Raw genomic sequence first — 20,611 nt, 5'->3', positions numbered from 1 at the left:
ATGAGGTGACTTTGTCGGCCTCTTCGCGAGCAAGCTCGCTCCCACAACAGCTGGGCAGCGTTTAATCGAACGATATTGCGTTTAGGGGGTAGGTGTGGGAGCGAGCTTGCTCGCGAAGGCGGCGTTACGTTCACAGCGGATAAAGCGGCGTTGCCCGCTTTTCTCGAGCAAGCTCGCCAACAGGTCCGGGGGTCACCCACCACCTTCTAGCGTTTTTCTCGTGAAGGCGGGCGAGTCAGCCTCACTCGTCCTCATCCGCATAGTGCGAAGGCGGCAGCGAGTTGGGGTATTGGCTGGGGTGCGGGCCGTCATGCCCGGCGTCCTTGTCGGGCTTTTCGGGCGGCTGGTCTTGCCCGGCAACGCTGTCGTCTTCCGCGCCAGGCTGGCCCCCACGCTGTTCATCGCTGTGCATGCTCGCTACTCCGCGTCGATCAGGCTGTCGGTCTTCGCCCCGCCATTGTCGCGCCGGGTCTGGGCGTCCTGGTCGGAGCCGGGGTTGCCCGGTGGCGGGTTCCAGTCCACCGGCCGCTCGCCATCGGGCTCGTGCTCCTGGCCCTGCTGGGGTTCGGAAGGCGCGCGGTCGACGCCGGGGGTGGGGCTTTCAGGGGTGTCCGGTGCTTGCTCTGCCGGGCCAGGGTAGGCGGCGTCCGGGCCGTTGTTTTCGTTCACCATGGCTACGCTCCTTTTCTACACCGCAGGAAATCTGCGTGCTTGAAGGTCAGAGGCAGCGCGCCAGGCAGAAGTGCGGGAGTGATCGACGAGCGGACATCTCGGCGTGGCGTCGACAGGCCAGGGGGGCGAGGCCAACGGCGACTCTGTTGCACGCCCCGTCGTTCATACACCTGAAGGCAGGGCCGGGTCAGACGGGTCCCGCGTGGCCTCGCCCGGCAGCGATACCGTAGTCCTGCCTCAAGCGGTGCAGGTATGCTGCACCGCTGGCCGCTCTCTGTTTCAAGGACCTTTCATGTCGTTCTGGACCCTCGTCGTTACCCTGCTGGCTGTCGGGCTGGTGATCCACTACCTGCGCACGGCGGCGCGTAAGCCACAGCTGGTCTATCAGCCCAACCCGGAAAACCGGCAGCTGCTTGCCGAGTTGCCCCGCCTGCGCCGACGCTTCTGGGTCACGCCCTGGCTGTTCAACGGCCACTTGCAGCTGCTGGGCCTGGGGCTGAAGAAAGCCTTCGCGCCGCGCCTGCAGTACGACCGCACCGACACCCTGCGCATGGCCGATGGCGGCACCACGGCGCTGCATTGGCTGGGTGCGCAATTGCCGCCGCAAGTGCCGACCCTGGTGGTGCTGCACACCATCACCGGTTCACCGCACAGCATGCGCGGCTTCGTCGGCGACCTGCAGCGGCTGACCGGCTGGCGCGTGGTGTTCTGTGAGCGGCGCGGCCATGGCACCCTGCCGCTGACCAGCGCCAGGTTCAACACCATGGGCGACAGCGACGACCTGCGCGAGCAACTGCGCGTGGTCAGCGAGCGCTACCCGCACTCCACGCTCTACGCTGCCGGTATCTCGGCCGGCACCGGCCTGCTGATCCGCTACCTCGGCGAACAGGGCGCCGACACCCCGCTGCGTGGCGCCTTCGCCTATTGCCCGGGCTATGACATCAGCGTTGCCTTCGCCCGCTCGCGGGCGCCCTTCACCCGGCTGATGGCGCGAAAGCTGGTGCGCCAGTTCGTTACCCCGAACCGCGAGACCCTGGCGCACCTGCCGAGCTTTGCCGCCCTGGAGAATGCGCAGAGCCTGGATGAATTTCACCAGCACCTGTACGAATGCGCGGGTTACCCCAGCCATCAGGCCTTTCTTGAGCACTGCAACCCGATATCGGTGATGACCAACGTCAGCATCCCGCTGCTGGTGCTCAATGCCGAAGACGACCCGGTCTGCGTACTGGACAACGTGCAGGATCACCAAGAGGCCATGGCGCGCATGCCGCGCACGCTGCTGGCGGTCACCTCACGCGGCAGCCATTGCGCGTACCTGGCCGGCTTCAGCGCCTATCCGTGGGCGCATCACCTGGCAGCGGAATTCCTTCAGGCCTTACAGGCGCGGGCTGAGCAGCCAGCGCCCACTCGGCCAGCCTAGCCCGCTGCCGCCACTGCTCGCGCCCCTGAGGCCTTGCACTGGCCTCAGGAACGCATCATGTCCGCCGCCTGCTGCGTAGCTTCGGTGGTGCGGGTCGCCAGTTTGCGCACTTCGTCGGCCACTACCGCGAAGCCCCGCCCGGCCGCGCCAGCGCGGGCGGCTTCGATGGCCGCGTTGAGGGCCAGCAGGTTGGTCTGGCTGGCGATGCTCTGGATGGTGGTGACGATCTGTGTCAGTTGCGCGATGTTGGCTTCCAAGCTGCGTTGGTGCTGCGACTCGGCTTCGCGCATGGCCTGTTGCTGGTGCTGCAGCTCAACGTCCACCAGCGCACCCACCACACGCAGCGGCGCGCCCTGGGCATCGCGCCTGGTCTGGCCGCGGGCGCGGAACCAGCGATATTCGCCACTCTTCATCTTCAGACGGTACTCGATATCGAACGGGGTCTTGCCGCTGCGGTCGGTGAGGTGGGCCTGGAAGGCGGCGATGCTGCGCTCCTTGTCTTCCGGGTGCAGGCGCGACGCCCAACTGTCCAGCACGTCGGGGAATTCTTCGACGGTCTCGAAGCCCAGCAGGCGGCGGAACTGCGGTGACCACCAGAAGGGGTTCCTCGGGTTGACCGGGTCTCCGGCGATGACCGCCATGTCCCACAGGCCGTCGGAGAGCATCTCACGGGCCAGTTCGAAGCGGGTGATGATCACGTCGTGCTCTTCGGCGCGCTGCAGTTCGTCATGGATGTCACGCAGCGAACCGGCCACCCGCAGCGGCATGCCACGGCTGTCGCGCAGGGTTTCGCCCTGGGCGTAGAACCAGCGGTAGGTGCCGTTTTTCAGCGCCAGGCGGTTCTTGACCTTATAGGGGGTGTTGCCGGTCTTGTCATTGAGGTGACGGGCGAAGGCGTCGAGGGTGGCCTGCTTGTCATCCGGGTGCAGACGGTCAGCCCAACTGGCCAGGACGTTGGGGAAATCCTGCTCGTCGCGAAAACCCAGCATCGCGCGCATCTGCGGCGACCACCAGAAGCGGTTGCGCGGGTTCACCGGGTCGCCAGCCACCACTTCCATGTCCCACAGCCCTTCGCTGGAGGCGCGATTGACCAGGTCGAAGCGCGTAGCAGCGGCGCTGGCCGACGCATCGGCCTCGGCCAGCAGATTGCGAGCGGTTTCCAGTTCGCGCTCCAGCTCCAGAATGCGCGCTTTGTCCAGCGCGGCTTGCTGTGCCTGGCCGGTCCAGGCCTCGCGGACCAGCGCCCAGCCGGCACCTTCCCGGACCTGGTTGCCGCCGCTGGCGGTGATGCTGTCGATGAGTTGGTCGAGGGCCTGGCGTTCGCCGCGTGGGCGAAATAGTGGAAGCATCTTGGGGGGTACTCTGGGAGGTATGGGGGCGGCCCTGTCCATGGCGCGAACGAGGTGCCAGCCATCGCGAATCAGTGTCCTGTCGCGCAAATAGTGGCACCAAGCTATCGCTCTGACACACAGCGTTGCCCGCGGTTCCGCGCGCTGCGCAACAGCCGTGAAACCGCCGAGCCGCGCCGCCCATCCTGCATCTGCAGGATGGCCGCCCCCTCATGGATGCCACATACTCGGCACCAGGCCCTGCCCACTCCGGCCGCCCACTGATGACTGAGAGCTGAAAACAGCTCGAACAATAAAAACAAAGTCGCAGCCAGGTATTCGCCCCATGAGCCCCAACGACGCACGCCTTGTCTCGCTCAGTTTCAGCACTTTCAACAGGCTGATCCTCGAACTTCAGCGCCTCGCCCAGGACCAGCCGCTGGCCGGTTTCCATCAGCATGCCCTGCAGCAGCTCCAGGCCCTGATCGCCTTCGACAAGGCCTGGTGGGGTCGTGCGGCGGTGGTGGAAGGTCTGCCCGATGAGCACAGCAGTTACGTGTTCGGCCTGCCGGCGCAGTACGTGGCGGACTGGCAGTCGATCCGCGAGCAGGACCCCACCGTGGCCCTCACCCACGCCCAGCCGTCACGCTCGGTGCTGGTCGACAGCCAGGCTGCCGATTCAACGCCCGGGCTCAAGTGGCTGGCGCGCCGGCATGGTTTCGGGCAGTTCCTGTGCATCATCCACATCGACCCGCAAACCCAGCTGCGCGTACACCTGACCCTGTACCGCGCCATTGGCGCGCCCGCCTTCACCGACCACGAGCGCTTTCTGCTCGACCACCTCATGCCGCACCTGGTGGCCGCCGAAGGCGCCAACCAGATCCGCGCCCTGGTGGCGCTGCGCGAAACCCTCGACACCCCGCTCACCCTGGCCCTGGCGGTGTGTGACCGCTTTGGCACGCTGCATTACGCCGAGCACGGTTTCGTGCAACGGCTGCTGCTGGAGTGGCCGCAGTGGAGCGGCCCGCAATTACCCACCGAGGTGCACCCGGAAGGCTACCGGGGCCGCCGGGTGCAGCTTACCTCCACGCAAGTGGGCGACCTGTTGCTGCTCTGCGCCAGCCCGCTACCGGTGCTCGACCAGCTCAGCGCCCGCGAAGCCGACGTGGCCGAGCGTTTCGGCGGCGGCAGCACCTACAAGGAAATTGCGCGTGAGCTGGGCCTGGCGCCGAACACGGTGCGCCATCACATACGCGGCATCTACGCCAAGCTCGGCGTGAACAGCAAGGCCGGCATCGCCCGCCACCTGCACTCCCCACCCCTCTGACCCGCGTGCCACACCCTCCCTGCCAACCACTTGGCGGGGTTGGGGGAGCTTTGCCCGCTTCTGCCCACCCACGACAAGGAAACGCCCCCATGCTCAAACGCTTCGCTCCCTTTTGGCCACTGGCGGCCAGCCTGGCCTACACCCCCTTGCAGGCCGCCGACCTCAACGCCCGGGACTTCTTCTCCGCCCCGGTGGGCACCAGCCTGGGGGTCGCCTACCTGCCGCTGACCCGGGCCAACAACTACCACGGCCCGGCCGACACCACCGGCAAGGCCGAGCTGTCAGTGAACGCCTTTGCCTACCGGCAACTGTGGTTCAGCGACATTTGCGGCACCCTGTGCACGCCGCAGTTCATCATTCCCTACGCCGACATCGACGCGACCCTGCCCGGCACCACCGGCAGCCGCAGCGAACGCGGCCTGGGCGACCCACAGGTGGGCGGCACGCTGTTCTTCATCAACGACCCGCAAACCCGTACCTACAGCGGCCTGCTGACCATGCTCAGCGTGCCGCTCGGCGAATACCACGGGCGCAACCCGGACGTTTCGCCGGGCACCAATCGCTGGATGCTCAACCTCAATTACAACTACACCCAGGGCCTGGGCGAGAAGTGGGTGGTCGAGGGCAACATCGAAGCCTTCCTCTACGGCAAGAACGATGACTACTACGGCTCGGACCTGGAGCAGAAGCCGCTGTACCGCCTGCAGGCCTTCGCCTCCTACGACTTCACCGCCACCACCTACGGCGCGCTGCGCCTGATCCACGCCGATGGCGGCGAGCTGCAACTGCAGGGCCGCCGCCTGGACGACACGCACCAGCGCTACACCCAGGTCGGCTTCGAGGTCGGCCATTGGCTGGATAGCCGCAACCAGGTGCTGCTGGGCCTGACCCGCAACGTGGCCAGCGAAAACACCTTCGCGCAGAACAACCTGTTACTGCGTTTCGTCCACGTGTTCTAAGGAGCCTGCCATGTCTGTTGCCCAATCCACGGGGCTTGCCCCGCTGCGTCTGGCGGCCATCGTGCTGTTCGCCGCCATCGTCCCGGCCGTGCTGATGACCGCCCCGGCGGTGGCCACCCAATACGCGCTGCAACTGGGCCTGAACCCGGCGCGCATCGGCCAGCTGCTCAGCGCCGAACTGGCGGTGATGAGCCTGGCGACCCTGCCGGCCTACTACTGGCAGCGCCGCTGCGACTGGCGGCGCGTGGCCCAGGCCGCCGCCGTACTGTTCATCGTCACCAACCTGGCCTCGGCCTGGACGGCAGACTATGGCCTGTTGATGAGCCTGCGCATCCTCAGCGCCCTGGGCGGCGGCACGCTGATGGTGGTGTGCATCGCCAGCGCCGCCAGCAGTCGCCAGCCCGAGCGGGTCTATGGCTTGTGGGTCAGCGGCCAGCTGATTCTCGGCGCCGTGGGCTTGTGGCTATTGCCGCCGCTGTTCGCCAGCTACGGCCTCAAGGCGCTGTACCTGGGCCTGGCGGCGCTGATGCTGGCCTGCCTGCCACTGGCCACGGCCCTGCCGCAGCGCGCCCAGCCGCCGGCGCCGCGCCCTGGCCAGCAGCCCGTGGCCCGCAGTCGGCTGGCCGGCGTCTGCGCCCTGCTCGCCGTACTGCTGTTCTATGTGGGGCTCAGTGCGGTGTGGACCTTCATCGGCAGTATCGCCAGCGCGGCAGCCATCGACCCGAGCAGCAGCGGGCGCATTCTCTCGGTCGCCACCCTGCTGGGCATCGCCGGTTCACTGTGCGCCACGTTCATCGGCGCCCGCTGGCCGCGGCCATTGCTGCTGGTGGCCGGCTATGGGCTGATGGCCCTGGCCGTGGCGCTGCTGCTGGGCCTGCCGGACCTGGCGCGCTTCGCCGTCGCGGCGCTGCTGTTCAAATACACCTGGACCTTCGCCCTGCCCTTCATCCTCGCCTGCGTAGCCGACATGGACCCGCAGGGGCGGTTGATGAACAGCGTCAACCTGGTGATCGGCGGCGGCCTGGCCCTGGGCCCGGTGCTCGCTGGCCCGCTGCTGGAGTCCAGCCTGGGCATGAATGTCGTGCTGCTCGGCAGCATTGCCTGCCTGGCCCTTTCCTTGAGCGTGCTGCTGGCGGTTCGCGCCGGCGCGCCTTCGCCTTCCCCTGTCACTGCCCCCTCTGGAGCCCGACCATGACCCGTCGTACCGCGTTTTTCTCTGATGAACTGTGTTTCTGGCACAGCGCCGGCATGCATGCCCTGATCCTCCCTGTGGGCGGTTGGGTGCAGCCGCCGAATGCCGCCAGCTTCGCTGAGTCCCCCGACAGCAAGCGGCGCCTGAAAAGCCTGCTGGATGTCTCCGGGCTGGGCCGGCAGTTGTCGAGCCCGGTGGCCCGCCCCGCCGATGAAGCGGACCTGCTGCGCGTCCATCCGGCCCACTATCTGGAACGCTTCAAGGCCTTGAGCGAGGCCGGCGGCGGCGAGCTGGGACCGCAGGCGCCCATCGGCCCGGGCACCTACGAGATCGCCAGGCTCTCGGCGGGCATGGCCATCGCGGCGGTGGATGCGGTGCTCAAGGGCGAAGCCGACAATGCCTACGCGCTGTCGCGCCCGCCGGGGCATCACTGCCTGGCCGACCAGGCCATGGGCTTCTGCTTCCTGGCCAACATCCCGGTAGCCATCGAAGCCGCCAAGGCCCGGCACGGCCTGGGCCGGGTCGCGGTGATCGACTGGGACGTGCACCACGGCAACGGCACCCAGTCGATCTACGCCACACGCGCCGACGTGCTGACCATTTCCCTGCACCAGGAGAACTGCTATCCACCGGGCTACAGCGGCGCAGAGGATCGCGGCGAGGGCGCCGGGGCCGGTTTCAACCTGAATGTTCCGCTGCCTGCCGGCAGTGGCCACGAGGCCTACCTGCACGCCATGCAACGCATCGTACTGCCGGCCCTGGAGCGCTTCGCCCCAGAGCTGATCGTGGTGGCCTGTGGCTTCGACGCCAACGCCGTGGACCCCCTGGCGCGCATGCTGTTGCACAGCGACTCGTACCGGGCCATGACCGCGCTGCTACGCGAGGCCGCCGAACGTCACTGTGGCGGGCGCCTGGTGATGGTCCATGAAGGTGGCTACGCCGAGGCCTACGTGCCGTTCTGCGGCCTGGCGGTCATCGAGGAACTGGCCGGGGTACGCACCGCCGTGCAAGACCCGTTGCTGGAGCTGCTGCACCTGCAACAGCCCGGCGCAGCCCACCGGCGCTTCCTGCTTCAGCACCTCGACACCCTGGCCGTACAGTTGGGCTGATGCCCGATGTCATTCCAGAGCCGCTCAGGCGCGGCTCTGGGTGACCTTGCGCAGAATCCGCGACAGCTGTTCGACCGAATACGGCTTGTGCAGCAGCTCGAAGCCATCGGTGCCGTGCTTGGCCAGCACGTGGCTGTAGCCGGAGGTCAGCACCACCGGCAACTGCGGGTAGAGCTGGCGCAGTTCGTTGACCAGCTGCAGGCCGCTCATGCCCGGCATCACCACATCCGAGAACACCACGTCGAAGCCGGCGGCATCCTCGCCCAGCTCGGCCAGGGCGCTGTCGGCGTCGGTGGCCAGGACTGTCACATAGCCCAGTTCGGCCAGGGCCTGGGTGGCGAAGGCGCCAACATCGGGGTTGTCCTCGACCACCAGCACCCGGGTGCCGTGGCCGACCACCAGCGGCTGGTCGGCCACAGGCGGTTCGGGCGTGCAAGCCGGGGCTTCGACGCGCGGCAGGTAGAGAGTGAACGTGGTGCCCTGGCCGACTTCGCTGACCACCGTGACCTCGCCACCAGACTGCTTGGCGAAGCCGAACACCTGGCTGAGTCCCAGGCCGGTGCCCTGGCCGATCTCCTTGGTGGTGTAGAACGGTTCGAAGATGCGCTCCAGTAGGTTGGCCGGAATGCCAATGCCGGTATCGGTGATCGACAAGGCAACGAAGGGCCCGCTGATCGGCGGCTGGCCATGCATGGTCGGCATGGAATCCACCGCACGCACGGCGATGCTCAACTGACCCTCGCCGTTCATGGCGTCACGGGCATTGGCCACCATGTTCACCAACGCCGTATCGAACTGGCTGGGGTCGGCATTCACGAAGCAGCTGCGGCTTGGCAAATCGGCGACCACCTCGATGCGCGAGCCAGTCAACGTCTTGATCATCGCGCACATCGCCCTGACGCTGTCGCCGGCTCCGAAGACCTCCGGCTTGAGCGCCTGGCGCCGGGCGAAGGCCAGCAGTTGCCCGGTGAGCTTGGCGGCGCGGTCGACGGTTTCGGAAATCGCCTGGATGTAGCGCGCACGCCGCGGCTCGTCGAGGTCATCGCGCAGCAGCAGGTCGGTGGACGAACGAATCACCGTCAACAGGTTGTTGAAGTCATGCGCCACCCCGCCGGTCAACTGGCCAACGGCTTCCATCTTCTGCGACTGACGCAGGGCTTCGGCCTGCTCGCGCTCGGCGGTCACGTGGCGACCGGCGGCGTAGATACGCCCGTCCTGGAAGGTAGCGGTCCAACTGAACCATTCGTAGGTGCCGTTGCGGTGCTGGATGCGCATTTCGTGAGGCGCGGTCAGCGGCGCCTCGACAACCGAGTCGAAGGCCACGGCACTCGCCTCGCGATCATCGGGGTGAATGTGCTCGCACAGGCGCTGGCCGAGCAGTTCGTGCTCGGCCCAACCGAGGAGTTCCGTCCAGCGCGCATTGACCGCCTCCAGGGCGCCGGCAGGCGAAGCGATCACCAGCAGCTCCTGCGACAGGCCCCAGGCCCGGTCACGCTCAAGGGTGCGCTCGGCCAGCACGGCTTCCTGCGCTTTCTCCGGTGAGATGTCCCGCGCACTGCAGTACACCTTGCCGTCTTCCAGTACGGCCACCCAGGACAACCAGCGGTAGCTGCCATCCTGATGGCGCGCCCGGTTTTCGAAGCGCAGAACCGGCTGGCCCTGCACCGCCTGGGCGAAAATCGCCTGGCTGGCCGCCAGGTCCTCGGGGTGGACGAACGAAAAGAACGTGGCAGGCGCGTCTTCCGGCGACCAGCCCAGGGTCGCTCGCCAGGCCGGGTTGGCCGCCTCGATCAGGCCCTCGGCATCGATGACCGAGAGCAGGTCGGGGCTGAGCATCCAGGTGCGGCTGCGCTGCGTGGCGCGCTCGTTGACCTTGCGCTCCAGCTCGCGGTTGAGCGCACTCAGCTCATCCTTGCTGCGGCGCAGGCGTTGCTCGGAGCGATGGCGCTCGATGGCCAGGGCAGCGGTCTGGGCAATGACTGCAATGGCCTCGATGTCGCCTTGGGTCGGCGAACGAGGTTCCCCGTAGTACACCGCGAAGGTGCCGAGGATCGCGCCGTCGGCCGCCCGGATCGGCATCGACCAGCACGAACGCAGGCCATGGGAAACCGCCAGGGCCGCGTAGTCTGCCCACAGCGCATCGGTGACGATGTCATCGACGAACACGGGCGCGCCACGCGCCACGGCGCTTCCGCATGAGCCGATGCCGTCACCGATGGGAATGCCGTGGATCGCTTCGTTGTAGGCATCGGGCAGGCTCGGCGCCGCGCCGTGCAACAGGTACTGGCCGTCGTCGCTGACAAACAGCACCGAGGCGAGCATGTTCTCGCTCTGCGCCTCTACCGCCAGTACCAGGTTGTTGAGCACTTCGGCCAGGGGTACGCCAGCGGCGATCTGCCCGAGCACTTCGCGCTCGCGCTCGATCAGCGCCGTGGGGGAATACCCGTGCACCAGAAGGTTCACATCGCTGGAAGGCCGCTCGGCGGCCTCTTCAAACACGGAAACGCACTCGGACATGGATAACGTACCTGAAGCATGAAGGCCGCCAGTCGGGGCCTGCACAGGGTGGCTGTGCCTGGCTTGGACTGCGGCGTGCGCACAACGACTCGTGGGCCGCACACGTACTGCGCAGACCGTTCCGCTGATTGCCTTGAAAAACGTGGTTGAAACCAGGATTACGCCGCCATACGAAAACTGGCGGGTGTCTGCCTTGCTGACAACCGCGCAGCTAAGTTCGTTCCACACCAAGCGTTTTCGAACATATCCACTAAAAATGTCCGGGCTTGCAGGGAACTAACCACATCAAATCGCCACTATTGATCTCTGATCGTCGCATGGAGCAAGGGTCGTTTTGGAAAGAGGTGTCGAAATGCGCCTGAAGGCAGCCTGCATGCTCCTGCTGATCGTCTTCATTGCCGCGCTGTGCGGGATCTTCGCGCGGCCAAGCGGCCTGCTGTCGTCGTTCTGGCCGGCCAACGCCATCCTGGCAGGCCTGGCATTCCGTAACCGCGACATGGCCGGTGCCACGGCCTGGCTGAGTGCCTTCTTCGGCTTCGTGATCGCCGACCTGGTCACCGGGAGTACCTGGTTCCAGGCCATTGTGCTGACCCTTGGCAACGTCGCGGGTTCCTGGGTTGCCTATGCCCTGTTGTCACGGCTGTCGGCCCAACATGGGCAGTTGCTCAGTGGCAGGTCGGTGCTGCACCTGATCCTGGTCAGCGTGGCCGCTTCGCTGTGTGCCGGCGCCATCGGGGCCCTGGCCATGCAGCACATTTTCGGCAAGCCGTTCCTGGATGGCTTCTACTTCTGGTTCATGGGCGAGCTGTTGCATTACGCGATCATCCTGCCGGTGATGCTCACCTCGCCGCCGCCGCAACGCTGGCTGCAACTGTGGCGCGAGTACCTCGAGGCGACCGACCTCAGACGCCGTGCTCGCCACGCCACGCCCTTCCTGGCCCTGATCCTCTCCAGTGGTGCCGGTATCCTCATCGGCGGCCCGGGCGCGGTGATGTTCTCGGTGCCGGCCCTGCTGTGGTGCGCGATGACCTACAACCTGTTCGGCTCCACGCTGGTCACGCTGATGTTCAGTTGCTGGACCATCATTGCGATTTCCCTGCACTACCTTGACCTCTCGGTACCCTGGCCGCTGGCCATTCCAGACCTGCAATCAATCCGTATCGGCGTGCTGTTCCTCACCCTCACCCCGCTGACCGTGGCGATCATTACCGCCACTCGCAAGCAGTTGCTGCGCCAGGTCCAGCACCTGGCCTCCCACGATCAGCTCAGCGGCCTGCTCAATCGCCGTGCCTTCGACGACGAGGCCGCCAAGCGGCTGGCTTCGCTGATGCGGCAAAAGCGCCTGGTGGCCGTGCTGATGCTGGACATCGACCACTTCAAGCGGATCAACGACACCTGGGGCCACTCTGCGGGCGATCAGGTGCTGGTGACCTTCGCCCAGGTGGCCAGCGGCTGCCTCGACCAGAAGGGCATCATCGGGCGCATCGGCGGTGAGGAATTCTCGGTGCTGATGCCGGTGAACTCAGCAACCGAAGCCCTGCGCATCGCCGAAGAGATCCGCCAGCGCTTCGCCCAGGCGCCTGTGGACGGCGGGCAAGCCACCACCATCTGCGCGACGGTGAGCATTGGCGTGGTGGTCGCGCGCGGGGCCGAACATCTCAAGCATCTGCTGATCCGCGCCGACCAGGCGCTGTATCAGGCCAAGAACTGCGGGCGTAATTGCGTGCAACTGGTGAACCTGATCGATACCGACGAGCCAGATGGATTCTGTGGCATCGGGCAAGACCTCGGCATGCCCCTGCCGCTTGCACCGAACGAGCCCAGAGTCGTGGAAGCGCACGTGCGCAGCAGCTGCTAGGTGTGCACAGTCGGCGACGTGGCACATCTGACGCCGAATGCCGCGCTCGACTTTGGCGGGCGCCAATGCGCATGATCCACTCAACGGCTGATACAGCGCCTTGCTTGCAAGGCTCAACAGCCCTTTTCATCGGCGCGACGGTCTCCAGCATGCTTCCGAATACCCCCCTGCACAGCAGCGCCCGACGCCGCCACCTGCACAGCCTGCGCGGTCGCGTGGGGTTGTGGCTGGTGGCCGGGCTGTCGGTGCTGGCGGGCATGACCGATGCCATCGGCCTGCTCGCCACCGGCGATTTCGTGTCCTTCATGAGCGGCAACACCACGCGCCTGGCCGTGGCGCTCGGCGACGGCGACCTGCCCGGCGTGCTGCGCCTGAGCCTGGCGGTACTGTGCTTCGTGCTGGGCAACGCCGCCGGGGTGATTCTCGCCCGCTGGTTCCAGCACCGCGCCGCCCCGCTGCTCGGCGTGGTCACAGCGCTGCTGCTGTTCGCCGGCTTCTACCCCCAGCCCGAGGTGGGCTTCGTCGCGGCGATCCTGGCGATGGGCATGCTCAATGCCGTGGTCGAACAGGTCAACGGCCTACCCATCGGCCTGACCTACGTCACCGGCGCCCTGTCACGCTTCGGCCGCGGCCTGGGCCGCTGGCTGCTGGGCGAACGCCCCCAGGGCTGGCGCGTGCAGCTGGTGCCCTGGACCGGCATGCTGATCGGCGCCGCGCTAGGCGCCTTCATCGAACAGCGCCTGGGCCTGGCGGCCATGGCCGTGGCAGCCGGGCTGGCGGCGCTGCTGGCCATCGCCGCACTGTTCATCCCGCATCGCTGGCAGCGTACTTTCATGCCGCGCTAGGTCACGCAGCACAGACAGGTGGGACCGGCTTGAACTGTATTGGCTTTAGCGAGGATGCTTCACGCCGTAGCAGTACCCCGTCAGCCCGGGAGCTAGCGGCTCTGGCTGCGTTTGATCTGCGCATCGACCTGGTCGGCGCAGGTGTCGAGCAGGTTGATCGCCCGGTCCTTCAACGCCCAGACGTCACCGTTGTTCTGCAGTGCACCGGCCTCCTCCTCACTGATTCGCTCGCACGGCACCAGCTCGGGAGGTTCGATCAGCAGCACGCTGCTCTTGAGCACTTCCGGCTTTGCCGCGCAGCCCATCAGGCAGAGGCTGAGCAGCCCAGTCACGCACAGGCTTGCTGTTGCGCTTGAGTTCTTCAAAATCCTTCCTCGCTTGGCGGGCCTTGTTTTCGCTGGCCTTGAGTCGGCGCGCCAGGTCGGCCTGGTAGTCGGCGTTGCGTTTGGCTTCAGCGCGCAAGGTGGTGATGGTGGCCTGGCTTTCGGCATTGGCGGCCACGGCCTCGGCCTTGCCCTTGGCCTCCAGGGCCAAGTCGCCCTGCAGGCGGACCACTTCGATTCTCTGCAGGGCGACCAGCAGGCCCATGACGATGATGATCACCAGGGCTACGGCGGCGATACGCATCACGCTGCCGGCCCGGGTGGCAATGGTTAATGGCTCGATGTTCATGTCGAATCCGCCTTGCGGTTGATGACCCGCAGCAGCATCTCGCGCATGGCCGTCACCCCCAGAAAACCGATGGTGCCGCCGGCCGCCACGGACAGGCTGGCGGGCCACGCCATCCACTCGATGACGGTGGACGCCACCAGGCTCAGGCAGCCGCAGATCAGCGACTCGAGGATGATTCGCCAGGGCCGGGTTTCCCTTGCGTCGTACAGCACACGCAAGAACGCAATGACTGCCGCCATGATCACGCCCTGCCATAGAGGGTCCGAGAGGGCCAGATAGATTCGAGCCCAGGAGTCTGGTTTTTCAGGCATAGCGGACGTCCAGTGCTCTCCCTCTCGGGAGTTCATTGAAAAAGCCCGCCGGGTGGCGGGCACGGAAATAAAAAAGGCCAGAAGACTGGCCAAGGGAGCGTGGTGCCCTGGAGTGATGAAGCACCACGTGGAGCAGCCCCGTACCACGGGGCAATGCTGGCCTGCCGTCGCAGACCAGGGTGCCGGTCAATTCGTGGAGCGCGACACCTCGCACCAGTAGGTGCCGTTGTGGACCAGTTTCAACACGTCATCCGGTGTCGCATTGAAGTCGCCGTTGAGGTGCATGCTGGCGCCGTCATAGACGGTCAGGTTCGACTGAAAGATCAGGGTCACTTCTCGGCCGGCCCAGTCGTTCCAGAGGTTCCCGAAACCGGTCGTGCCGCTGACCCGGAAAACCTTGCCGTTCATGGGCAGCACCAGCGGGTCGGCCGAGGGGATCTCGTCGACCAGCCAGCCGCGGTTCGGCGCAGCGTTTCCGAAGCGGTTGTTCTGCTCGTAGATTTTGCCGCCCACGGAGGCGGCCAGGTTGTTGGTGATGTTGTCCGAGAAGGTGCAACCATCGACGGTTGCGACCGAACCCGGAGCGTTGACGCGAACACCCTGGTCACATTTGGACGCTTCGCAGGCGGTCAGGCGTACGGTGCCGCGCTCGACTCGCCACCCGGCACCTTTGGTGTTCTCCAGGGCGCGGCAGTTGGTGAAGTGAAGGGTTTCGCCGGTTTGTGGCGTGCACCAGTAGCCATTCTCGTTGTTGTACGAAGAGCAGCCCACAAAGGTGGTGTGCGCGGCGGCGCCCTCGATCAGCACGCCAATACTGCCGGTATGCTCCCCCGTGTTGTCGGTATGGCAATTCACGAAGGTCGCCGTGCCGATACCATCGCCCAGCAGGATCCCTCGGTTATAGCCGTAGCTGAAGAAGTTGCTGATCTCCGCGATGTCATTGCGGTTTTGCAGATACAGGGCAACCCCTGAACGATGATGAGACGGAAGGTCTACGCCCGCGCCGTTGGAATTGAATGGCCACATGTGGATATTGCTGACCCGAACGACGTCGTAGACCGTGCCGTAGTAGATACCGTTGATGTTGTCGCCCGACACGTAGTCGATGACCGAGCGTGGTGCCAGATCCAGGTAGATGGCGTTATTGAAGCCAAGAATCTGCAAGTGGCGCAGCACGATACCGTCCATCTCCAGGTCGGTGGCGGCAACACCGCGGATGGCCGTACCGGCAAAGGCGGCTTCGGTCGCTTCGGCCATGGTGAGCCCCTTGCGAATGACCGACAGCATCTCCAGTTGAGACCCTACGCTCATCAGGATCGAATAGGCCGGGTTGAGAATCAGTGTACAAGCCAGGTCGTGCGAATTCTTGGCAGGTTGCTTCGGAACTACACGGGGCCACGGATGGGTCCCGAATGGGCTGAAGGTGCCGACCAGGCGGGCGTTCTTGGGAACCGTCAGTTGCCCGTCAATCAGGTAGCGATTGCGCAGCACCACTTCACCACCACCGGCCCCCAGGCTGTTCAACGCCGCCTGAATCGCGGCGGTATCGTCCGTGGTTCCGTTGCCAACGGCGCCAAAGTCTTCTGCGTATACAGTCATGATATTTACCTTTGAGTTAAAGAATCGGATAGCACGGTTTATCCGTGCCCGTAACGCTCAAAGGCGTTGACTCGAGGCTCAGGGCCTTCACGTGATTCAAGGTCCCACACCGGGAGCACTTGATCTGGAGCTCGGTCAATTCACCCACGCGGGCGAGCAGTTTGTTGCACTTACCGCATCGGCAATCGTTAAGCATAGATATAACCCCACTATCGACTGGCCCGAAAACAGGCACACGCCACCGAAGTTGCTGGCGAACTCGGGAAGAATTAAGAGACTCAACAAGTAGAACAGGATGCTGAAGCCGCGTTAACCACAGCGCTTTGACTGGACAGGCTTACATGAAACAACAGCGTTATCCGCGTGGAAAGCTTTTTTATCCTGGGTCCGTGAATTTTTTTCAACTGTCTCAGTTAGACCGTGGGAGCGAGCTTGCTCGCGAAGGCGGCGTCACGTTCACAGCAAACTCAGCGACTTTGCCAGCTTTTCGCGGGCAAGCTCGCTCCTGCACCATCCCATGGTGATTGACTGGACTGAAATGCAAAACCCGGCATCAGGCCGTACTTGTTCAGGCGCCGCATCAATGTTTACTGGACAGGCTACATAAAAACATCCGCTTATCCGCGTGGAAAGCATTTTTTATCGTCAGCCAGGATTTTTTTGCAAACTTATCAAGCGCTGAAATTTCAGCCCGTTCAGCCAACACCAAACAAATAAGCCCGACACAAAGTCGGGCTGGGTGAGTGGCTGTTTCACTGTGTATTGCAGAACAGGCTTACATGAAACCACCGGTTTATCCGCGTGGAAAGCGTTTTTATCGTTGCCTGATAAAACTTCAGGCTTGCTCAACTAACAAGTTTGCCAAAAAGGCATCGGCATCACCCGTGGGAGGGAGGGTTTCATGCCGCTTCGCGCAGGTTTTCCAGTGCCGCGTCGATCCAGGCCACACCGGCCTTGATCAGTTCCCGCGCCTTGGCTTCACCCAGGCCGGCCTCACGACCGATGCGCAGGGCCGGGTATTTGGCGCCGAAGTACAACCAGACGAAATCGCCCATCTGCTGGTCCCTGGCCGTCAGCCTTGCCACCGCGTGGTCGATGACCAGCGCCAGGTCGTCGGTCAGGGTGTAGGACTTGCTGCCACCCTGGCCGGGTGTGTTATCGCGTATCAGCGCATACAGCGGCGAGATGTAGCGCGGCATGCCGGCGCCGTCCATGCGCCACCATCCCCATTGCTCCAGCAGCCATTCGGTGTCACCCATCGGCTTGCCTGCGTAGGTGCGTTTTTTCATGTCGATTCCCTCCCCTCCAGTATCACGTGTCTGTAAGGCCCCTGGCTGGTGGCCAAACCTTGCTGTGGAATGCCCTGCCGACGATCCTTCCGTCGAAAGGTATGCCTTTACTCTATGACACAGGCATACCTTTTTGCAACAATAAAGGCTAGCCATTAGATTGAGCCGCTATGGAACTTAAAGACCGCCTGAAACTGGCCCGCAAGAATGCCGGCCTCTCCCAATCGGAGCTTGCCGAGCGTGCCGGTATCAAGCAGGCCTCGGTGTCGGAAATCGAACGGGGCCTGTCCCGGACAAGCGGTTATCTGGTGAAGATCGCGCAGATTTGCGGCGTCGATCCCATCTGGCTGGCCGAAGGCACCGCCCCATCCGGCCAACCGTCATTGCCCGCCCTGGCGCCTGCCGAGCCGCCGGCCTCCACCTCTGTGGACCAGGTTCGCTCGATGCTGGCCAAGATCGGCAACGGCCTTTCAGAGCAGGCACGCAACAAGATCCTCGCAGTGGTCGACGAAGCGGTTTCGCAAGGTGATGCCATGCCCGCCGACACCTCGGCCCTGCGCCCGCGCACCGACGAAATCCTGATTCCGCAATACGACATCCGTGCCGCCATGGGCCACGGTCAGGTGCCGGCCGACTACAACGAGGCCGTCCGCAACCTGGTGGTGCGCGAAGATGTACTGCAGGGCAAGGGCGTGAGCTACACCTCCACCGCAGCGCTGGCGGTGATCACCGGCTGGGGCCAGAGCATGGAGGGCACGATCAACGACAAGGACCCGGTGATCGTCGACCGGGGTGTCAACGAGTTCGTCGGCGAAGGCATCTACGTCATCAGCTGGCACGGCCTGCTGTACATCAAACGCTTGCAGATGCTCGATGCCGAGCACTTCTGGCTGATCTCCGACAACACCCGCCACAAGGACCAGCAGGCCAGGATCGACGACGTGACGATCCATGCCAAGGTGCTGCTGGTCCTGAACGTGAAGAAGGTCTGAACAGACCCGGCAAGACTTCGGTCAGGCACCGGGCCATGCCTTCAAGGCCCGGTTTCCTGCATCGCTTCCCAGACCTTCAACAGCGAGCCCTGCACCGAAGCCGGCTGCAGTTTCAGCGGTGTGGTCTTGCCCTTGATCACCACCTCCATGCCCAGCGGCTTGCCTTTGGCGTCACCGAGAATGCGGTAGGTGGTGTCACCCCGTACGAAGCTCAGCACATTACGGTCGCTGAAGTATTCGAGCGCCTCCGGCTCGCTATCGGGGTACAGCAGGTCCACCTCGTCCTTGTCGTTGACGGCGGCGTAGTACACCGGTGAGGTCTTGTCGGGACGAAACAGCAGGATGCGCTTGCCCGACGGTGCCAGCCTGAAGGACAGCAGCACCTGGCGCTGGTCGTCTTCTTCCCACATCTGCGTGGTGCTGACGACCTTGGTGCCATCGACCACCCAGGTCACCGTGTGGGTCGAGATGCCCGGCACGCCGGTGTAGTCGACCTCCCGCTCGGCCTTGAGCACCGGCTCGCCGTTCACCACCTCGTAGGTGCTGAACCAGTGCCTGCAGCAGCCGTCCTTGGCCGAAACGTTGATGGTGCGGCTCTCGGCGTCGTAGTCGAAGAACCCGCAGTAGTTCTGCGCCAGCTCGGTGAACGAGTCGCTGTGGCGAAAGCCGTCCGGGGTGCCGAGCAATACCTGGAACGACGGCCCGTGGTAGCAGCTGAACTGGCCGTCCATCAGTGCCAGGTCCTTGATGCCGTCGAAGTTGAAGTCGTCGTAGATCAGCACGCTCTGCTCGCCGTACGGCAGCTCGTGGACATTGCTTTTGACGTCACCGCTCTTGTCATCGATGGCCAGTATCAGTTCGTCGGAACTCACCCGGATCAGCTCGGCACCGCTGTTCTTGTCGTACACGCGCAGGATGCCGGGGCGGAACACTTCCTGCTCATCGTTCAATTCCAGGGTGGCACGGTAGCGGTCGGAGAAGTCTTCAATGTTCCAGGTGGTCCGGGGCGTTTTCTGGAACGCGTCGAGGTCCAGCTCGCCATAGCTCTGGGGTGTAGGGGTGGCGCTGGCCAGCAGCGGCATGAACAGGGCCAGGCCGAACAGGCACAGCCGGTGAATGATCGAAACCTGCACGATACGACTCCATTTTGCCGGGCAAGGAAGGCGCCGATTGTCGTTGATTTATGGCCCGATGGGCAGTGGATCGCATAAACGAAAAAGGACCGCCGAAGCGGTCCTTTTCCTGGGGCAAGCCCGGATCAGATAGCCTGATCCCATGGGCGGTCGCCGTGTTCGTCCTTGATGCGGGTCGGCAGGCCCATCACGTCCAGCAGCTTGAGGAACGGCTCGGCTGGCAGCTCCTCGACGTTGGCCATGTGCTTGACGTCCCACTCGCCGCGAGCCACCAGCAGCGCAGCGGCCACGGGCGGTACGCCGGCGGTGTAGGAGATGCCCTGGCTGTCGGTCTCGGCGTAGGCTTCGGTGTGGTCGGCGACGTTGTAGATGAACACTTCGCGCGCCTTGCCATCCTTGGTGCCCTTGACCAGGTCACCGATGCAGGTCTTGCCGGTGTAGCCCGGCGCCAGCGAGGCCGGGTCAGGCAGCACGGCCTTGACCACTTTCAGCGGCACCACTTCCAGGCCTTCGGCGGTCTTGACCGGTTGCTCGGAGAGCAGGCCGAGGTTCTTCAGCACGGTGAAGACGTTGATGTAGTGCTCGCCGAAGCTCATCCAGAAGCGTACGTTCGGCACGTCCAGGTTCTTGGACAGCGAGTGCACTTCGTCGTGGCCGGTGAGGTACAGGTTCTGCGAGCCCACGACCGGCAGGTCATCGGTGCGCTTGACTTCGAACATGGTGTTGCTGGTCCACTGGTTGTTCTGCCAGCTCCACACCTGCCCGGTGAATTCGCGGAAGTTGATTTCCGGGTCGAAATTGGTGGCGAAATATTTGCCATGGGAACCGGCATTGACGTCGAGGATGTCGATCGAATCAATGCGGTCGAAATGCTGTTGCTGCGCCAGGGCCGCATAGGCGTTGACCACGCCCGGGTCGAAACCCACGCCCAGAATGGCGGTGACGTTCTTCTGCTGGCATTCCTCGAGGTGCTTCCACTCGTAGTTGCCATACCACGGCGGCGTCTCGCAGATCTTGCCGGGTTCTTCGTGAATGGCGGTGTCCAGGTAGGCCACGCCGGTATCGATGCAGGCACGCAGCACCGACATGTTGAGGAAGGCGGAACCGACGTTGATGACGATCTGCGATTCGGTTTCGCGGATCAGCGTCTTGGTCGCCTCGATATCCAGTGCGTTCAGGGCGAAGGCCTGGATATCAGCGGGCTGCTTGAGGCTGCCCTTGGCCTTGACACTGTCGATGATGGCCTGGCATTTGGAGATGTTGCGCGACGCGATGGCAATACGACCGAGTTCGTCGTTGTGCTGCGCGCACTTGTGGGCCACCACCTTGGCGACACCTCCTGCACCAATGATAAGAACGTTCTTCTTCAATTTCTTCGTGTCTCCTTT

20 protein-coding genes are annotated in these 20,611 nt (G+C 64.5%); 8 read left to right on the top strand and 12 right to left on the bottom strand.

Annotation, left to right across the window (positions count from 1 at the left end; all coding sequences use genetic code 11):
• Positions 1-241: 241 nt before the first annotated feature.
• The gene (locus tag QZ497_RS12590) at positions 242-412 is read right to left on the bottom strand and encodes a hypothetical protein (protein ID WP_295475219.1); all 171 of its coding nucleotides are present in this window, start codon (positions 410-412) and stop codon (positions 242-244) included.
• 5 nt (positions 413-417) lie between these two features.
• Positions 418-672 carry a hypothetical protein gene (locus tag QZ497_RS12585; protein WP_295475216.1) on the bottom strand — a complete coding sequence of 85 codons (255 nt, stop codon included), beginning with the start codon at positions 670-672 and terminating at the stop codon, positions 418-420.
• 292 nt (positions 673-964) lie between these two features.
• Between QZ497_RS12585 and QZ497_RS12580 the strand changes: the two genes are divergently transcribed.
• Positions 965-2,092 (top strand): alpha/beta hydrolase, encoded by a 1,128-nt coding sequence (locus tag QZ497_RS12580; protein WP_295475214.1) that lies wholly within the window; start codon positions 965-967, stop codon positions 2,090-2,092.
• A gap of 44 nt (positions 2,093-2,136) precedes the next feature.
• Here QZ497_RS12580 and QZ497_RS12575 read toward each other — a convergent pair whose 3' ends face one another.
• Entirely contained in the window at positions 2,137-3,441 is a 1,305-nt protein-coding gene (locus QZ497_RS12575; protein ID WP_295475211.1) for a PAS domain-containing protein, read from the bottom strand.
• Between the two features lie 325 nt (positions 3,442-3,766).
• Here QZ497_RS12575 and QZ497_RS12570 point away from each other — a divergent pair, with 325 nt between their 5' ends.
• The 4 genes from QZ497_RS12570 (at position 3,767) to QZ497_RS12555 (ending at position 8,007) form a co-directional block, all read left to right on the top strand.
• Positions 3,767-4,747: a LuxR C-terminal-related transcriptional regulator gene (locus QZ497_RS12570; protein WP_295475208.1), complete on the top strand. Its 981-nt coding sequence runs from the start codon at positions 3,767-3,769 to the stop codon at positions 4,745-4,747.
• 89 nt (positions 4,748-4,836) lie between these two features.
• The gene (locus QZ497_RS12565) at positions 4,837-5,706 is read left to right on the top strand and encodes a transporter (protein ID WP_295475205.1); all 870 of its coding nucleotides are present in this window, start codon (positions 4,837-4,839) and stop codon (positions 5,704-5,706) included.
• Positions 5,707-5,716: 10 nt separating this feature from the next.
• Complete coding sequence (locus QZ497_RS12560) at positions 5,717-6,901, top strand: MFS transporter (protein ID WP_295475202.1); 1,185 nt, start codon at positions 5,717-5,719, stop codon at positions 6,899-6,901.
• Complete coding sequence (locus tag QZ497_RS12555; RefSeq protein WP_295475199.1) at positions 6,898-8,007, top strand: class II histone deacetylase; 1,110 nt, start codon at positions 6,898-6,900, stop codon at positions 8,005-8,007. The genes QZ497_RS12560 and QZ497_RS12555 overlap by 4 nt, the downstream gene beginning before the upstream one ends.
• Before the next feature lie 24 nt (positions 8,008-8,031).
• Here the strand turns inward: QZ497_RS12555 and QZ497_RS12550 are convergent, their stop codons facing one another.
• Positions 8,032-10,524: a PAS domain-containing protein gene (locus QZ497_RS12550; protein ID WP_295475196.1), complete on the bottom strand. Its 2,493-nt coding sequence runs from the start codon at positions 10,522-10,524 to the stop codon at positions 8,032-8,034.
• A 352-nt stretch (positions 10,525-10,876) separates the two neighbouring features.
• On the opposite strand from QZ497_RS12550, the gene QZ497_RS12545 reads away from it, so the two are divergent.
• Positions 10,877-12,382: a sensor domain-containing diguanylate cyclase gene (locus QZ497_RS12545; RefSeq protein ID WP_295475193.1), complete on the top strand. Its 1,506-nt coding sequence runs from the start codon at positions 10,877-10,879 to the stop codon at positions 12,380-12,382.
• Positions 12,383-12,531: 149 nt separating this feature from the next.
• On the top strand, positions 12,532-13,227 hold the full coding sequence (locus QZ497_RS12540) for a YoaK family protein (RefSeq protein ID WP_295475190.1): 696 nt from the start codon (positions 12,532-12,534) through the stop codon (positions 13,225-13,227).
• Between the two features lie 92 nt (positions 13,228-13,319).
• Here the strand turns inward: QZ497_RS12540 and QZ497_RS12535 are convergent, their stop codons facing one another.
• From QZ497_RS12535 to QZ497_RS12510, 6 genes are all read right to left on the bottom strand, one after another.
• The gene (locus QZ497_RS12535; protein ID WP_295475187.1) at positions 13,320-13,532 is read right to left on the bottom strand and encodes a hypothetical protein; all 213 of its coding nucleotides are present in this window, start codon (positions 13,530-13,532) and stop codon (positions 13,320-13,322) included.
• On the bottom strand, positions 13,444-13,854 hold the full coding sequence (locus tag QZ497_RS12530) for a hypothetical protein (RefSeq protein ID WP_295475402.1): 411 nt from the start codon (positions 13,852-13,854) through the stop codon (positions 13,444-13,446). The genes QZ497_RS12535 and QZ497_RS12530 overlap by 89 nt, the downstream gene beginning before the upstream one ends.
• A 41-nt stretch (positions 13,855-13,895) precedes the next feature.
• Positions 13,896-14,210 (bottom strand): phage holin, lambda family, encoded by a 315-nt coding sequence (locus QZ497_RS12525; protein ID WP_295475184.1) that lies wholly within the window; start codon positions 14,208-14,210, stop codon positions 13,896-13,898.
• Positions 14,211-14,396: 186 nt separating this feature from the next.
• Positions 14,397-15,809: a glycosyl hydrolase family 28-related protein gene (locus QZ497_RS12520; protein ID WP_295475181.1), complete on the bottom strand. Its 1,413-nt coding sequence runs from the start codon at positions 15,807-15,809 to the stop codon at positions 14,397-14,399.
• A gap of 16 nt (positions 15,810-15,825) precedes the next feature.
• Positions 15,826-16,005, bottom strand: coding sequence for a Com family DNA-binding transcriptional regulator (locus tag QZ497_RS12515; protein WP_295475179.1), 180 nt, complete (start codon positions 16,003-16,005; stop codon positions 15,826-15,828).
• A gap of 703 nt (positions 16,006-16,708) precedes the next feature.
• On the bottom strand, positions 16,709-17,098 hold the full coding sequence (locus QZ497_RS12510; protein ID WP_295475176.1) for an antiterminator Q family protein: 390 nt from the start codon (positions 17,096-17,098) through the stop codon (positions 16,709-16,711).
• Positions 17,099-17,268: 170 nt separating this feature from the next.
• Here QZ497_RS12510 and QZ497_RS12505 point away from each other — a divergent pair, with 170 nt between their 5' ends.
• Positions 17,269-18,090, top strand: a complete 822-nt coding sequence (locus QZ497_RS12505; RefSeq protein ID WP_295475173.1) for a S24 family peptidase — start codon at positions 17,269-17,271, stop codon at positions 18,088-18,090.
• A 41-nt stretch (positions 18,091-18,131) separates the two neighbouring features.
• Here the strand turns inward: QZ497_RS12505 and QZ497_RS12500 are convergent, their stop codons facing one another.
• Positions 18,132-19,172: a hypothetical protein gene (locus QZ497_RS12500; RefSeq protein ID WP_365355994.1), complete on the bottom strand. Its 1,041-nt coding sequence runs from the start codon at positions 19,170-19,172 to the stop codon at positions 18,132-18,134.
• Between the two features lie 176 nt (positions 19,173-19,348).
• Entirely contained in the window at positions 19,349-20,593 is a 1,245-nt protein-coding gene (locus tag QZ497_RS12495) for a saccharopine dehydrogenase family protein (RefSeq protein ID WP_295475168.1), read from the bottom strand.
• Between the last annotated feature and the right edge of the window lie 18 nt (positions 20,594-20,611).

The sequence above is a fragment of the uncultured Pseudomonas sp. genome (assembly GCF_913777995.1).
Taxonomy (GTDB): domain Bacteria; phylum Pseudomonadota; class Gammaproteobacteria; order Pseudomonadales; family Pseudomonadaceae; genus Aquipseudomonas.
This window is presented reverse-complemented; position numbering and strand designations above follow the sequence as displayed.

Coding starts and splice junctions, on each gene's coding strand:
- QZ497_RS12590 (WP_295475219.1), bottom strand. CDS start 412: ATGCACAGCGATGAACAGCGTGGGGGCCAGCCTGGCGCGGAAGACGAC.
- QZ497_RS12585 (WP_295475216.1), bottom strand. CDS start 672: ATGGTGAACGAAAACAACGGCCCGGACGCCGCCTACCCTGGCCCGGCA.
- QZ497_RS12580 (WP_295475214.1), top strand. CDS start 965: ATGTCGTTCTGGACCCTCGTCGTTACCCTGCTGGCTGTCGGGCTGGTG.
- QZ497_RS12575 (WP_295475211.1), bottom strand. CDS start 3,441: ATGCTTCCACTATTTCGCCCACGCGGCGAACGCCAGGCCCTCGACCAA.
- QZ497_RS12570 (WP_295475208.1), top strand. CDS start 3,767: ATGAGCCCCAACGACGCACGCCTTGTCTCGCTCAGTTTCAGCACTTTC.
- QZ497_RS12565 (WP_295475205.1), top strand. CDS start 4,837: ATGCTCAAACGCTTCGCTCCCTTTTGGCCACTGGCGGCCAGCCTGGCC.
- QZ497_RS12560 (WP_295475202.1), top strand. CDS start 5,717: ATGTCTGTTGCCCAATCCACGGGGCTTGCCCCGCTGCGTCTGGCGGCC.
- QZ497_RS12555 (WP_295475199.1), top strand. CDS start 6,898: ATGACCCGTCGTACCGCGTTTTTCTCTGATGAACTGTGTTTCTGGCAC.
- QZ497_RS12550 (WP_295475196.1), bottom strand. CDS start 10,524: ATGTCCGAGTGCGTTTCCGTGTTTGAAGAGGCCGCCGAGCGGCCTTCC.
- QZ497_RS12545 (WP_295475193.1), top strand. CDS start 10,877: ATGCGCCTGAAGGCAGCCTGCATGCTCCTGCTGATCGTCTTCATTGCC.
- QZ497_RS12540 (WP_295475190.1), top strand. CDS start 12,532: ATGCTTCCGAATACCCCCCTGCACAGCAGCGCCCGACGCCGCCACCTG.
- QZ497_RS12535 (WP_295475187.1), bottom strand. CDS start 13,532: ATGGGCTGCGCGGCAAAGCCGGAAGTGCTCAAGAGCAGCGTGCTGCTG.
- QZ497_RS12530 (WP_295475402.1), bottom strand. CDS start 13,854: ATGCGTATCGCCGCCGTAGCCCTGGTGATCATCATCGTCATGGGCCTG.
- QZ497_RS12525 (WP_295475184.1), bottom strand. CDS start 14,210: ATGCCTGAAAAACCAGACTCCTGGGCTCGAATCTATCTGGCCCTCTCG.
- QZ497_RS12520 (WP_295475181.1), bottom strand. CDS start 15,809: ATGACTGTATACGCAGAAGACTTTGGCGCCGTTGGCAACGGAACCACG.
- QZ497_RS12515 (WP_295475179.1), bottom strand. CDS start 16,005: ATGCTTAACGATTGCCGATGCGGTAAGTGCAACAAACTGCTCGCCCGC.
- QZ497_RS12510 (WP_295475176.1), bottom strand. CDS start 17,098: ATGAAAAAACGCACCTACGCAGGCAAGCCGATGGGTGACACCGAATGG.
- QZ497_RS12505 (WP_295475173.1), top strand. CDS start 17,269: ATGGAACTTAAAGACCGCCTGAAACTGGCCCGCAAGAATGCCGGCCTC.
- QZ497_RS12500 (WP_365355994.1), bottom strand. CDS start 19,172: ATGCCGCTGCTGGCCAGCGCCACCCCTACACCCCAGAGCTATGGCGAG.